Here is a 12,382-nt window from a genome sequence, read left to right as displayed (position 1 = left end):
CTCGGAGCCTTCAGTTCGCGATATAAGGAGCGAGGATCGCTGAGAGATCGCGCGGCGGCTGACGCGAGGCCTGGACGTGGGCTCGCTCGGCGACGGCGGACAGATGGCTGGTCATCACGCGGGCGGCGGCCTCGGCATCGCCGGCCTCGAGCGCATCGACGATCCGCCGATGCTCCTCGATCGCGCAGTCGTTCGAATGGGGCCGTCCATATGCGGAAAGCGCGAGACCGCTGCGATAGGCGACTTCGGTCACATACCGTTCAAGGATCGGGCGGCCCGTCATTTCGGCGAGGATGACGTGGAAGTCGGTTGCAAGGCGAATCGATTCAGGCTCGCTCGTCAGATTGGCCTTCGCCTGATCGGAAATATGACTTCTTAGCCGTTTGATCTGCTGCGGCGTGATCGAGGCGGCGAGACAGTCGGCCACCAGCGCTTCGAGCGCAATCCGAATTTCGAAAGTGTCACGTGCCTCCTCGATCGTTGGCGTCGCGACGACTGCGATGCGATTGCGCCTCAAATTGACGAGGCCCTCGGCAGCAAGTTGCCCGAGCGCCTGGCGGGCGATCGTGCGGCTGACGCCGAAGCTCTCGCCGAGAGAATCCTCTGGCAATTTGTCTCCTGGCGATAAAGCACGTTCGATGATCGCACTGCGCAAGGTTGCGCAAATGACGACGACGCGATCGATCAAGGCCTTCTTGGACGTCATGAATTTTACTGTTCCGGCGAGTCGCCCGTTCCTAAAGCCAATCGTCGATCGTGGAAACAGATCGTGCGTCACAGCCATCGGAGATTGCGCTATCTTTCCCCCAAGCGGAGGGCGGAAAAACTGATAAGACCTTGCAGCAGTAACTGATGGCATCGGGAACGGCTATGATATTGCAAAACCGAGGCGCCGCTAAAATCGTTCGATCGTCAAACCAGCTGAATACCATGGCTTGATCTGACCGATAATATGCTCGAAACGAGCGAAATTCGTTTCAATCGCTTCTGCCCAACGCTTTCGCAGGTGCACCAGCGTTCGCATAGTCTTCAGCTTGGAGTGAGACTGAAACTCTCCTGCCTTTCACGCTGTGATGCCCCCCGTTGGCAAATGAACCCATGTCGGTGTATCCGCTCGAAACCGGAAAGCGGCTGAGGACATGCCGCGCCGGGGCGCGTTTGCAACCACACGGACGTGGCCCCGAGGGGGAGAGTTGAGAGGCCACCATGTTTACAGGTTCGATGCCGGCGACGATAACGCCGTTCACCGACGATGGCGCGTTCGACGAGGCGGGATTTGCCGACTTCGTCGAATGGCAGATCGCGGAAGGTTCCTCCGGTCTCGTGCCGGTGGGGACGACCGGCGAGACGCCGACGCTCAGCCATGACGAGCACAAGGAGGTCGTCGAGCTCTGCATCCGCACCGCTAAGGGCCGCGTGCCGGTGATCGCGGGGGCAGGCTCGAACAACACGGCCGAGGCGATCGAGCTTGCGACCTTCGCCGAACAGGCGGGAGCGGACGGGGTGCTCGTCGTCACGCCCTATTACAACAAGCCGAACCAGCGCGGGCTTTATGCCCATTTCTCGGCTGTCGCGAAGGCGATCTCGATCCCGATCGTCATCTACAACATTCCGGGGCGGTCGATCATCGACATGACGCCGGAGACGATGGCGCAACTCGCGAACGACTTCTCCAACATCGTCGGCGTGAAGGATGCGACGGCGAAGATGGACCGGGTCTCCGAGCAGCGCCACCTCTGCGGACCGGACTTCGTGCAGCTCTCCGGAGAGGATGTAACCGCGCTCGGCTTCAACGCCCATGGCGGCGTTGGGTGCATCTCGGTGACGGCTAACGTTGCTCCCAGGCTTTGCGCCGAGTTTCAGGCGGCCTGCGCGGCGAAGGATTACGTCAAGGCGCTCGAATATCAGGACAGGCTCGCCCCGCTGCACAAGGCGCTCTTCATCGAGCCGAGTCCCGCAGGCGTGAAGTACGCGCTCTCGAAGATCGGCAAGTGCCGGAACGTGATGCGTTCGCCAATGGTGCCGGTTTCGGACGAGACGGCGGAGATCGTCGACGCCGCGTTGCGCCATGCCGGCCTCCTGAATTGAAATTGGGGGCGTTTTGACCAATCTTCGAGAAGCGACAGGAACACTGAACAGTCGGCAGCCGCACCCTAGGATGAGATGGCCAAGAAGAAGAAATCGTCAGGAAGCAATGTCGCGGCTGAGAACCGGAAGGCCCGCTTCAACTATGCGATCATCGACACGCTGGAGGCGGGGCTTCAACTAACGGGCACGGAAGTGAAGTCCCTGCGCGGCGGCAAAGCCTCGATCGCGGAGGCCTATGCGACCGAGGAAGAGGGCGAGCTCTGGCTGATCAATTCGAACCTGCCGGAATATCTTCAGGCCAACCGCTTCAATCACAACCCGAAGCGCCGGCGGAAGCTGTTGGTGCATCGCGCCCAGCTTAACCGGCTGGCCGGCGCCGTGCAGCGTGACGGCATGACTCTCGTTCCGCTGAAGATCTACTTCAACGAACGCGGCACGGCCAAGCTCGAACTGGCGCTCGCCAAGGGCAAGAACGCGCCCGACAAACGCCAGACCATTAAGGAACGCGAGTGGAATCGCCAGAAGCAACGGCTGATGAAAGACGCCTAGGTCGAACGCGCCGCCGCTTGAGACATATGCCGCTCGGGTCCGCGCGTGAATGCGAGAATGGCGAGGCCTGCAAGGAAGAATACCACGATCGCGCTCATACCGATCCGTGATGCAGTCACCGGATCGGTCAGGCCCGCTGCGAGCGCCGTGAGTGCTGCAACTGAAGCTGGGGCGAGGAAGCTGGTGACGCGCCCGGTCAGTGCGTAGAAGCCGAAATAGCGACCGGCTTCGTCCGCGGTCACGCTCTCGGCTAGCCAGGCCCGCGAGGAAGCTTGGACAGGCCCGAAGGCGAGACCGACGAGCAATCCCCAAACTATATAGGCCTTCTCGGCACCGCTTGCGAAAAGTCCGGACGCATCAATCTGTGCGAAGGTGACCAGGCCGAAGGCAGTCGTTGTCGGGCTGGTCGAGACGAGGCCGATGGTGGCGATGGCGAGGGTTGCGACCGAAAGGACGACGAGCCGTTTCGAGCCAAGCCGCGTCGCAAGCGTTCCTGCAAAAATGCACCCGGGAATCGCCGTAAGGTTCAGAATTACGCCGAAAACGCCGATCTCGATGATAGACCAGCCAAACATTCCGGCGGCGAAAGCGCCACCTAGCACCAACAGCGCATTGACGCCGTCCTGGTAGAGCATGCGGGCGATGAGGAACTTCAAGAGTTCTATCCGACCACGGATCTCCCGCATGGTCGATAACAGGTCGCCCAAACCTTCTTCCATCGCCTTGGAGATTGGTTCCATGCGTGGGCGATCGGGCGTCAGGATGAAGAGCGGCGTCAGGAAGACAAGATACCAGAGCGCCGCGAGCGGCCCCGTCGCCCGCGCGCCTTCGCCCTGTGCCGGGTCGAGGCCGAAGAGCGGCTCGAGACCGAAGAGTGTCAAGCCGGTCTCGGGCGAACCGGCGAGGAAGCCTAGCGCGAAGACGAGAAAGACGATGCCGCCTGCATAACCGAGACCCCAGGCCGTGTTGGAGACACGGCCGATCTTCTCCGTCTTCACGAGCCGCGGCAGCATTGCGTCGTTGAAGACGATGGAGAATTCCGCCGAGATTTGCGCGATGACAATGAGCGCTGCTGCAAGGAACAGCGGCGAGCCGGGCGAGGCGACGTACCAGATGCCAACCAGGGCGGCGATCTTGAAGCACGAGAAGGCTGCAATCCAGGGTTTGCGCGGGCCCGCCCGATCGGCGATCGAGCCGAGGAGCGGCGAGAGCAGCGCGACAGTGATGCCGGCGATCGTCGCAGCGAGGCCCCAGGCGGTCTGGCCCGTCGCCGGGTCAGGCGCGAGCTGCGAGACGAAATAGGGTCCGAATACGAAGGTGATGACGACCGTGAAGAAAGGTTGGGCCGCGAAATCGAACGACATCCAGCCCCAAACCGCAGGCTTCGTCAGCGGTGCGCCATAGGGCGGTAAGGTGTCCGTAATGGCCAAGACCGAGGCTCCAAGGCAGCGTTCGGGCTTATCTAACCGATCCACGCGGCGAAAGCAGCCGCGTCGTGCCAACCGAACGCTTCCGCCTCCGAGTGAGGATCACTTGCCGATGCAGAATTCGGAAAAGATCACGTCGAGCAGGTCCTCCACGCCGACAGCTCCTGTCAGCGCGCCGAGCCTTGTGGAGGCGCGCCTGAGCGTTTCGGCGGCGATCTCGTCGGGCGCATCACGATCGTTCAGGAATTCCTCGAGGATGCGAACCGTGTCTTCCAGCAATTGGCGCTGTCGGACCCGAAGCGGAACCGATGAAGCCGGATCGCCAGCGGCCGTTCGCGCCCTTTCCGAGATGGCTTCCATGAGTTCGGAGATGCCGGCGCCGGTCTTTGCAGAGATCGCGAAATCGTAGCCCCCTTCCTCCAGATGCTTGCCATGCCCTGGATCCTTTTGCCCGGACGCGAGATCGACTTTTGTGCGGACTGTGAGGACATCCCGCTCTAGCGTTTCTTCCTCGCTCTCCTCGTCGTCGAGCGCCTGACCCACCGGACCGAGCGAGGGTTTGACATAGGAAAGAAGCCCTTTGAGGCGCGAGAGCGGCCCCGGCGCATCGCGGGGGTCTTCGAGCGCCAGAACGAGATTGGCCTCGTTCATCGCGGCCCGTGTCCTTCCGACCCCGATCGCTTCCACTTTGTCCTTGGTCTCGCGTATGCCGGCGGTATCCAAGAGGACGACCGGAACTCCGGAAAGATCGAGGGTAACGGAGATCACGTCCCGCGTCGTGCCTGGAACATCAGTAACGATCGCCGCCTCCCGCTCGGCGAGCGCATTGAGGAGGCTGGACTTGCCGGCATTCGGGGCACCGACGATCGCGACCTTGTATCCGGACCTTAATATCTCACCGCGGCTGGCTTTCTGCAGATGAGCGCGAATATCGTCGCAGATTTCGCTGACGGCCTGTCGCACTCCGGCGCCGGCATTCTCACCGACATCGTCTTCGTCAGCGAAGTCGAAGCCGGCTTCAATCATGGCACGGGCCTGGGTGAGACGCTTCATCCACCCCTCGTAGACCGTGCTTAGGGCTCCGCGAGCCTGATCGAATGCGGCGCGGCGCTGCCCTTCCGTTTCGGCGGCAAGAAGATCAGCCAGCCCTTCGGCTTCGGTCAGATCGATCCTGCCGTTCTCGAAGGCCCGGCGGGTGAACTCGCCGGCTTCGGCTAGGCGAATATCCGCAATATGCGTTACCGCCTGGAGGAAGGCAGAGACGACGGCACGTCCGCCATGCAGATGAAATTCGGCGATGTCTTCGCCGGTCACAGTGTTCGGGCCATCAAAGAAGAGGGCGATTCCGGTATCGATCGGCACGCCATCCGCCGAGCGGAAGGTCCGCAGGCTGGCCTGCCGTGCCGGCGGCATCGCTCCTGCGAGCGAGGTCATAGCGACATTCGCCTTTGCGCCGCTCACGCGAACCACCGCGACGCCGGAAGGCAGCGCGCCGGAGGAGAGGGCGGCGATTGTATCGGAATGCATGATGCAAGGCTCGCGGCTAAGCAGGTAGGCGGATGCACTGGTCTAAGATTGCGACAGAACCAGCTTGAGGGAACGGGTGCAAGGTCCGTTGCGGCCTCGTCTTATGTTGGGTTTCCAAAAACCCCTCTGACCCCCAGGTGCAACGCATCGCGTAACCGTTTGCCAGCAGATGAAAACTTATCCGGGGAATCCCCTCGACAAAGTGTCGAGCCATGGCAGTTTCTGAGGGGAAGGACCATCGATGACGGCTGTAACGACCAGCGCCGCGACAGGAGCATTTATGGCGCAGACAGATCTTTCCTGGACCGTACCGGTCATGAGGGCGGGCTACGCGGGGCGTGGAATCACCTATCTTGCCGTCGCCGGCTTCTCGTTGTTCGCCATCTGGCATGGCGGGCAGGCGCAGGGGACAAGTTCGGCGCTCGCACAGCTCGAGGATTCGAGCTGGGGCTCGCTTGTCCTCTTCCTGATCTTTATCGGCATGCTCGCCTATGCGGTCTGGCGCGTGATCGCAGCCTTCTATGATCTCGAATGCCGGGGCGACGACGCAAAGGGTCTCGGCGCACGCGCCGCCATGATTATCACCGGCATCCTCCATCTCGGCCTCGGCTTCCTCGCATTTTCGCTCCTGTTTCTCGGCGCGTCTGGTTCGGGCGGCGGCTCGACGACTGGAGAGGTCGTCCGTTGGGTGTTGGGTTTGCCGGGCGGGCGCTGGATCGTGATGGCGATCGGCGCAGGCATCTTCGGCGCCGGCGTTTACTACATGTACAAGGGCTGGGCCGGGAAATATCGCAGGCATCTGCGGGCCAATCCGGTGACTCTTAACTTCAATGTTGTGCTCAAGGCGGGCCTGATCGCACAAGGGGCCGTGATCTGCATCGTCGGCATCCTTTTCTTCAATGCCGGGTGGACATTCAATCCGGAAGAGGCGGGTGGGACCGACAAGGCGTTTTCCTGGCTTACCGGCCAAGCCTATGGGCGCGTCCTCGTCGGCGCAATTTGTCTCGGTTTGCTTGCCTTCGCGCTGTTCTGTTTCGTCAACGCACGCTACCGCATCGTCCCGCGGGTCGCAGGCGATGACGTGGAAACGATGGCAGCCAAATTGAGAGCGATGGCCGAGGGTCGTGCATAAGAGGCTAAGCGCCTGATCATTTGCGCCGCCGCGTCGGGGCGTGGAAGTCCGGCGGCTTTCCTTCGATAAATTTCAGGAATGTCGCAATCGGCGGCTGTTCAGCCAGCGGAACGCTGTTTTCCGCCATACGGGCGAGTTCATGATTCGCGAAGGTCGCATGGATCGTGCGGTGACAGATTGGATGAACCGGTACAGTTTCGCGTCCGCCACGGCTCTTCGGCTTGGGGTGGTGCCACTCGATACGCCTACCCAGCGGACGGTGGCAAAGCCAACAGTGCTTTACCCCGTCGTTGTGCGGCGGCGGAGGTCCTTCATTCCGGCGTTTCCGTCCCATGCCTCCAGAGATATGCCCTTGCTGGCATGGCGCCAGCGGCCGGTTGCCGCGTCAGCGAGCAAAGATTTCGTTGGGCTGAATGCTTTTTTGGAGATTCTCTGATGGAGCTTGTTCGTCACAGGACTCTTTCCCCGCTGGGAGGTCCACCTTCGCGGACTTCTGAATCCAGATCAGGCTCGTAGCGGAGATTGGCCTGACGGCTGGCGTCCAGGCCGGACCACTCAATCCCGCTTCGCTCGGTCTTCGAGAGGGAGGCTCTGCTCCACGCTGACATACCGCGACGCATTCGCTGTCGAAATCGAGTTTGCGGTAGCGTCTTTGATGCCCAAGAAAGGGCTCAACTACTGAGCAAGGTGAAATTAGCAGAGTTTCCGCTACGATAGCAATGTAGAATACGAAACATGAATTTCATTCTTTTTCAAAGGCTTATGTCTCGGTGATCTATTTCGGTACAGTAATCGCGATCTCGTGATCGCAAAATTTGAAACTTTGATCGAAACGACTGCGAAACTCGATCATCGGGCCGATACAAGAGCATTCGCCCGAAGCATGTGTCGTCGTGCCAAAAGTTAGACACATGAAAGTTTGCTTTCCGTGCTTATGAAAACTGTGTCCACGAAAGGATCGATGTCATGAAAACCCTTATTGCCGCCATCACCTTCGCATCGCTTTCGGCCTTCGCCAGCACCGCACTCGCGGGCGGGCTCGTTCCGGGCTCGGAGTCCGGTCAACGCGCGATGGAAGAGATGACCCGCTCCGAAATCGCAAGGGGCCGGTAAAGCCGTAGGGTGTCATTCGACAGTCTGTAATTAGGGGGCGAGCGGCCTGGAGCCGATCGCCCCTCATGCTTGTCCTGCCGCTTAGCGCTCAGGTCTAATTCATTTGACCGGACCGAGCCGAGCTCTCGTCGCGCTGCGAAGCTGGAGTGGCACGATTTCGAAGACGTCGTTGGGCGTACCGGCGGCCGCCCAGACTGACGCGAAGCGGAAGAGGTCCTCGTCCATATAGATGCTCACCTCACCGGTCGATCCGAAGGGCGACACGCCACCAATGGCGAAGCCGGTCGCGTCGCGGACGAAGGCAGCGTTTGGCCGAACGAGGCCCTCGCCAAGCGCTTCCGCCACCTTTGCCTCATCGACGCGATTGTCGCCGGAGACGAGAAGAAGGTAGGGTTGGCCGCTGTCGGCCCCCTTGAAGAGGAGCGATTTGACGATCTCGCCGACGGAGACCGAAAGCGCCTTCGCGGCTTCTTCCGCCGATCGCGTGGTCTCTTCGGTATGAACGATCTTGGCCTTCACCCCTTTCTCAGCGGCGTCTGCAACAACACGCTTCACGGCAGGGTGTAATTCTTGCGGGGCTTCACTCATCGATCTCGCCGGATTTTACATAGCACGCCATCGTGATGCACAGGCAGTGAAGAGCGGTCAACTCGGGAAGAAGCGACTCGTACCGAGTATGAACGAGGTTTCGGGAGGGTTGGCTGGCGTCATAGACTTCGCCGGCCGGGTAGGCCGCTCGAAAGCGAACGTCACAAGCGAAAGGCCCGACCTTCGTTGAGGAGGCCAAGCCTTCGCACAAATTCGGGATTTCAGTCGGCGTCGATCAGGTATTCATCTGATCGAAGAAGTCAGCATTGGTCTTCGTCGCCTTCAGCTTGTCGGTCAGGAACTCGATCGCATCCGTCGTGCCCATTTGCGAGAGGATGCGGCGTAGGACGAAAATCTTCTGGAGATCCGAGCGCTGGATGAGGAGGTCCTCCTTGCGGGTGCCGGACTTGAGAATGTCCATTGCCGGATAGGTGCGCTTGTCGGCGACCTTGCGGTCGAGCACGATTTCCGAGTTGCCGGTGCCCTTGAACTCTTCGAAAATCACCTCGTCCATGCGGCTGCCGGTGTCGATTAGCGCCGTCGCGATGATCGTCAGCGAGCCGCCTTCCTCGATATTGCGGGCCGCGCCGAAGAAGCGCTTCGGGCGCTGGAGGGCGTTGGCGTCGACACCGCCGGTCAACACCTTGCCAGACGAGGGAACTGTCGTGTTGTAGGCGCGGCCGAGGCGGGTGATGGAGTCGAGCAGGATGACGACGTCGCGACCGTGTTCGACCAGGCGCTTGGCCTTCTCGATCACCATCTCGGCGACGGCGACGTGGCGCTGGGCCGGTTCATCGAAGGTGGAGGAGACGACCTCGCCGCGCACAGAGCGCTGCATGTCGGTGACCTCTTCCGGGCGTTCGTCGATGAGAAGGACGATGAGATAGCATTCGGGGTGGTTGGCCGTGATCGAATGGGCGATGTTCTGAAGAAGAACCGTCTTACCCGTCCGCGGCGGAGCAACGATGAGACCACGCTGGCCTTTGCCTAGCGGGGCGACCAGATCGATCACGCGGCCCGACATGTCCTTCTTGGAGGTCGGATCCCCGATCTCCATTTTGAAGCGCTCGTCGGGATAAAGCGGCGTCAGGTTGTCGAAATGGCTCTTATGCCGGATCTTCTCCGGATCGTCGAAATTGATCGTGTTGACCTTAAGGAGTGCGAAATAGCGTTCGCCCTCCTTAGGAGAGCGGATCGGGCCCTCGACGGTGTCGCCCGTCTTCAATTGGAATTTCCGGATCTGGGAGGGCGAGACGTAGATGTCGTCCGGGCCTGGAAGGTAGTTCGCATCGGGCGAGCGGAGGAAAGCGAAGCCGTCCTGCAGGATCTCGACGACACCTTCGCCGATGATCTCTTCGTCTTGCGAGGCGAGTTGCTTCAGGATCGCGAACATCAGTTCCTGCTTGCGCAGGACCGAGGCGTTCTCGACCTCGTTCTCCTCGGCGAATGCGATCAGTTCGGGCGCGCTCTTGTTCTTGAGATCTTGGAGTTTCATGGGTGGTGTCAGACTTAAGTCGGGGTGGGTTTGAGGCCGGTGGCTCGCCACGCGCCATCGAGATGGTGGCAGCGTCTCAGATCGTACCTCGCTCAGAATGCGAGGCGTTTGATCGCAATGGCGTCGCTCTGACCTGGATCGTCGTTCGATGGCCTGAAAGGAGAGGTTGGCGCTCGATTATCGAAGATTGATGGAGCGTCGAGAGGAAGGCTGATCGCGTATAGCTGCATGAGGATATCGAAGCAAGAGGCGGCGTCGGTCTCGCCAACAAGAATCAAAGGGAACGACATCTCGATTGGTAGGATCAGAACGATCCGTGTGAAGACGACCGACCCAAAGCCATTCGAGGCGTTCCGCAACTTGTCGTGCATCCCTGCTGCATCGATAGACTGCCAATGAAAATGGACGTGAAGGACTGCCTTATCAGGTCTTGACCATCCTGTTTAGGAAACAAGGTCAACGACAGTAGATCTTTGCGTGACCTGAGCGGATCGAACACAAGTTCGTTACCGATAGGCAACCTTTGCGCGTTGCGCGCGATATGTCGGCATGATCGAAAACGCGCCGCTTCCTAAATCCAAGATCGAAGTCCTCGTCGTTGAGGATGATCCGCTGCTACGTATGGATGCAGTCGATCTTGTCGAAGATGCGGGCTACCGCACACATGAAGCAGCGAACGCCGATGAGGCCATGCAGCTTCTGGCCGAAAACCCTAGCGTGCGCGTGCTTTTCACCGATGTCGAAATGCCCGGCTCCATGAACGGTCTGGAGCTTGCCGAACGAGTTCACAGCCGTTTCCCGGAGATGGGTATCATCATCGTCTCCGGACATCCGAAGATCTCCAAGGCTTCTCTCCCGATCAACGTCGATTTCTTCGCAAAACCCTATCCCGTGGATCGTTTCACCGAAACACTCGACAGGGTGGCTCGCCTAACCGTCAAGCGCGATATCGGGAACCATGCGTTTTCGTAAAGCGCTGGGTAGAACGTCCGAGAACATTTGAGAAGTTCGGCGAGCCATGCCGTCGGCAAGGCCTTCGATGCTCTGCTCATCCAGCGATTAATGCCGCCATCTACGCCGGATCGTTTTCCCTGTCTTTTCAGCATGATGATCGTGCCGCGTGCATGACACGAAATTTCCGACATTGTCCGCAATTCGTTGTATCATCCAGCTATTGACTGGAGTGTTTTAGGAAAGAACCCACGATGACGACCCGTATGATCTTCACCGCCGTCATAGCGATTGCGCTAGCGGCTTCCGTCGGATGCAGTCGGACGCAGCGCACCTTGGCTGGCGCCGGTATCGGCGGCGCATCAGGCGCTGTGATCGGCAACGCGATCGGTGGCGATGGTGGCGCGGTCGTCGGCGCTGTCGCCGGCGGCGCGACAGGCGCTTACATCGGCCGCAACTACTGAAGCTTTCCTCGAAAGCGAAGCCATTTATTGCCGGGACGGGATGACCGCCCCGGCATTTTTATTGGAAATGTTTTCGGAAAAAGGCGACCTTTTAAGTCAGCCGCCGTTCGCCATCTTGCTCAGCGCTTTTAGGCCCGTTGTAAACGAAATAGTCCCGACGATGGTCGCGTCGCACTTAAAGGCACCGGTGCACTGCGTATCAGGATCGAGATCGGTATCGTGGTAGCGGACATCGAAGGAGAAGGTGTCTTCGAAGGTATAGGTCAGGCCCGCATCCCAAACGAGATGGCGGTCGAAGAAACCGCGATCGAAATCCTGATATCCGATGGATCCCGAGAAACTGAAATCCTTCGGCAGCGGAACCGAGAGGTTGGCCTTATAGAAATACCCGGTTTCCCGATCGTTGCCGAAATAGTTCGGTGCGTAGGCAAACGTCGCCCCGACCGTTGCCAGGTCGTCGAAATTGTAAGACGCGGACGAAAAAATTTCCGGATAGTTCAGTTCGTCATTGTCGAGGTAGAGGTAATAGTAGGCCGTTACGTCGAACGACCAATTCCCTACCGACGGCCGGTAGGCAATGAACGGGTCGAATTCGGTTGTCGGCTCCGGCGTGCCGAAGTCGACGTTCGACGTGAAGAATCCGGCATGGAAATCATAGAGAGAAAGATCAAGCGTTGCTTGCAGCGCTGGGTTTCGCTGGGTCTGCGTGAAACCGCGGAGCGAAACATAGTCAGTCGTGGCATCGATCGTGATGTTCGCGTCAAACGGGCTGTCCTCGATCGATTGGGCTGCGCCAGGTTGAGCAAGGAAGGAGATTAGAGCAACGAAGGCCATCGTGGTGCCCGCGAGGGCAGAGGCATTTGAGATCATTCGGTCGTCCGGCTGGCAATGGTGGCGTGTGGAGAGGGTTCGCCCACCATGAAACCAAGCGAGATGTCTGCTAACCCCTAAAACTCAAGCAAACGGGTCATGTTGCATGAATGGCACGTTTATAGTGTGCATTTCGCAACATGAGCAGGGTCATCCTTTTTCGAAAGCGATCCGGGAG

At 59.7% G+C, this 12,382-nt stretch carries 12 protein-coding genes; 6 read left to right on the top strand and 6 right to left on the bottom strand.

Features of this window, described 5'->3' with window-relative positions; translation table 11 throughout:
• Nucleotides 1-10: 10 nt before the first annotated feature.
• Nucleotides 11-706, bottom strand: coding sequence for a GntR family transcriptional regulator (locus FP2506_RS12350; RefSeq protein WP_007067838.1), 696 nt, complete (start codon nucleotides 704-706; stop codon nucleotides 11-13).
• Between the two features lie 500 nt (nucleotides 707-1,206).
• Here FP2506_RS12350 and dapA point away from each other — a divergent pair, with 500 nt between their 5' ends.
• Nucleotides 1,207-2,088 (top strand): 4-hydroxy-tetrahydrodipicolinate synthase, encoded by an 882-nt coding sequence (gene dapA, locus FP2506_RS12345; protein WP_007067836.1) that lies wholly within the window; start codon nucleotides 1,207-1,209, stop codon nucleotides 2,086-2,088.
• A 75-nt stretch (nucleotides 2,089-2,163) separates the two neighbouring features.
• The gene (gene smpB / locus FP2506_RS12340) at nucleotides 2,164-2,637 is read left to right on the top strand and encodes an SsrA-binding protein SmpB (protein ID WP_007067835.1); all 474 of its coding nucleotides are present in this window, start codon (nucleotides 2,164-2,166) and stop codon (nucleotides 2,635-2,637) included.
• Here the strand turns inward: smpB and FP2506_RS12335 are convergent.
• Complete coding sequence (locus FP2506_RS12335; RefSeq protein ID WP_007067834.1) at nucleotides 2,634-4,067, bottom strand: MFS transporter; 1,434 nt, start codon at nucleotides 4,065-4,067, stop codon at nucleotides 2,634-2,636. The genes smpB and FP2506_RS12335 overlap by 4 nt on opposite strands.
• 99 nt (nucleotides 4,068-4,166) lie before the next feature.
• Nucleotides 4,167-5,591: a tRNA uridine-5-carboxymethylaminomethyl(34) synthesis GTPase MnmE gene (mnmE, locus tag FP2506_RS12330; protein ID WP_007067833.1), complete on the bottom strand. Its 1,425-nt coding sequence runs from the start codon at nucleotides 5,589-5,591 to the stop codon at nucleotides 4,167-4,169.
• A 241-nt stretch (nucleotides 5,592-5,832) separates the two neighbouring features.
• Here mnmE and FP2506_RS12325 point away from each other — a divergent pair, with 241 nt between their 5' ends.
• Nucleotides 5,833-6,723, top strand: a complete 891-nt coding sequence (locus FP2506_RS12325; RefSeq protein ID WP_040489128.1) for a DUF1206 domain-containing protein — start codon at nucleotides 5,833-5,835, stop codon at nucleotides 6,721-6,723.
• Nucleotides 6,724-7,689: 966 nt separating this feature from the next.
• Nucleotides 7,690-7,836: a hypothetical protein gene (locus FP2506_RS18975; RefSeq protein WP_007067830.1), complete on the top strand. Its 147-nt coding sequence runs from the start codon at nucleotides 7,690-7,692 to the stop codon at nucleotides 7,834-7,836.
• A 99-nt stretch (nucleotides 7,837-7,935) separates the two neighbouring features.
• Here the strand turns inward: FP2506_RS18975 and FP2506_RS12315 are convergent, their stop codons facing one another.
• Nucleotides 7,936-8,424, bottom strand: a complete 489-nt coding sequence (locus FP2506_RS12315; RefSeq protein ID WP_050765078.1) for a YbaK/EbsC family protein — start codon at nucleotides 8,422-8,424, stop codon at nucleotides 7,936-7,938.
• A gap of 235 nt (nucleotides 8,425-8,659) precedes the next feature.
• Nucleotides 8,660-9,919 carry a transcription termination factor Rho gene (gene rho / locus FP2506_RS12310; RefSeq protein ID WP_007067828.1) on the bottom strand — a complete coding sequence of 420 codons (1,260 nt, stop codon included), beginning with the start codon at nucleotides 9,917-9,919 and terminating at the stop codon, nucleotides 8,660-8,662.
• Nucleotides 9,920-10,468: 549 nt separating this feature from the next.
• Here rho and FP2506_RS12300 point away from each other — a divergent pair.
• On the top strand, nucleotides 10,469-10,891 hold the full coding sequence (locus FP2506_RS12300; protein ID WP_007067826.1) for a response regulator: 423 nt from the start codon (nucleotides 10,469-10,471) through the stop codon (nucleotides 10,889-10,891).
• Nucleotides 10,892-11,124: 233 nt separating this feature from the next.
• Nucleotides 11,125-11,334 carry a YMGG-like glycine zipper-containing protein gene (locus FP2506_RS12295; RefSeq protein ID WP_007067825.1) on the top strand — a complete coding sequence of 70 codons (210 nt, stop codon included), beginning with the start codon at nucleotides 11,125-11,127 and terminating at the stop codon, nucleotides 11,332-11,334.
• A gap of 96 nt (nucleotides 11,335-11,430) precedes the next feature.
• Here FP2506_RS12295 and FP2506_RS12290 read toward each other — a convergent pair whose 3' ends face one another.
• The gene (locus FP2506_RS12290) at nucleotides 11,431-12,204 is read right to left on the bottom strand and encodes a TorF family putative porin (RefSeq protein WP_007067824.1); all 774 of its coding nucleotides are present in this window, start codon (nucleotides 12,202-12,204) and stop codon (nucleotides 11,431-11,433) included.
• Nucleotides 12,205-12,382 lie beyond the last annotated feature (178 nt).

It is taken from the genome of Fulvimarina pelagi HTCC2506, from assembly GCF_000153705.1.
Taxonomy (GTDB): domain Bacteria; phylum Pseudomonadota; class Alphaproteobacteria; order Rhizobiales; family Rhizobiaceae; genus Fulvimarina; species Fulvimarina pelagi.
The sequence above is the reverse complement of the archived record's forward strand: the minus strand, read 5'-3'. Positions and strand labels throughout refer to the sequence as shown.

Bases quoted from the DNA above. Each gene is read 5' to 3' on its own strand.
- FP2506_RS12325 (WP_040489128.1), top strand. From the start codon at position 5,833: ATGACGGCTGTAACGACCAGCGCCGCGACAGGAGCATTTATGGCGCAG.
- FP2506_RS12295 (WP_007067825.1), top strand. From the start codon at position 11,125: ATGACGACCCGTATGATCTTCACCGCCGTCATAGCGATTGCGCTAGCG.
- FP2506_RS12300 (WP_007067826.1), top strand. From the start codon at position 10,469: ATGATCGAAAACGCGCCGCTTCCTAAATCCAAGATCGAAGTCCTCGTC.
- mnmE (WP_007067833.1), bottom strand. From the start codon at position 5,591: ATGCATTCCGATACAATCGCCGCCCTCTCCTCCGGCGCGCTGCCTTCC.
- FP2506_RS18975 (WP_007067830.1), top strand. From the start codon at position 7,690: ATGAAAACCCTTATTGCCGCCATCACCTTCGCATCGCTTTCGGCCTTC.
- rho (WP_007067828.1), bottom strand. From the start codon at position 9,919: ATGAAACTCCAAGATCTCAAGAACAAGAGCGCGCCCGAACTGATCGCA.
- dapA (WP_007067836.1), top strand. From the start codon at position 1,207: ATGTTTACAGGTTCGATGCCGGCGACGATAACGCCGTTCACCGACGAT.
- smpB (WP_007067835.1), top strand. From the start codon at position 2,164: ATGGCCAAGAAGAAGAAATCGTCAGGAAGCAATGTCGCGGCTGAGAAC.
- FP2506_RS12315 (WP_050765078.1), bottom strand. From the start codon at position 8,424: ATGAGTGAAGCCCCGCAAGAATTACACCCTGCCGTGAAGCGTGTTGTT.
- FP2506_RS12350 (WP_007067838.1), bottom strand. From the start codon at position 706: ATGACGTCCAAGAAGGCCTTGATCGATCGCGTCGTCGTCATTTGCGCA.
- FP2506_RS12290 (WP_007067824.1), bottom strand. From the start codon at position 12,204: ATGATCTCAAATGCCTCTGCCCTCGCGGGCACCACGATGGCCTTCGTT.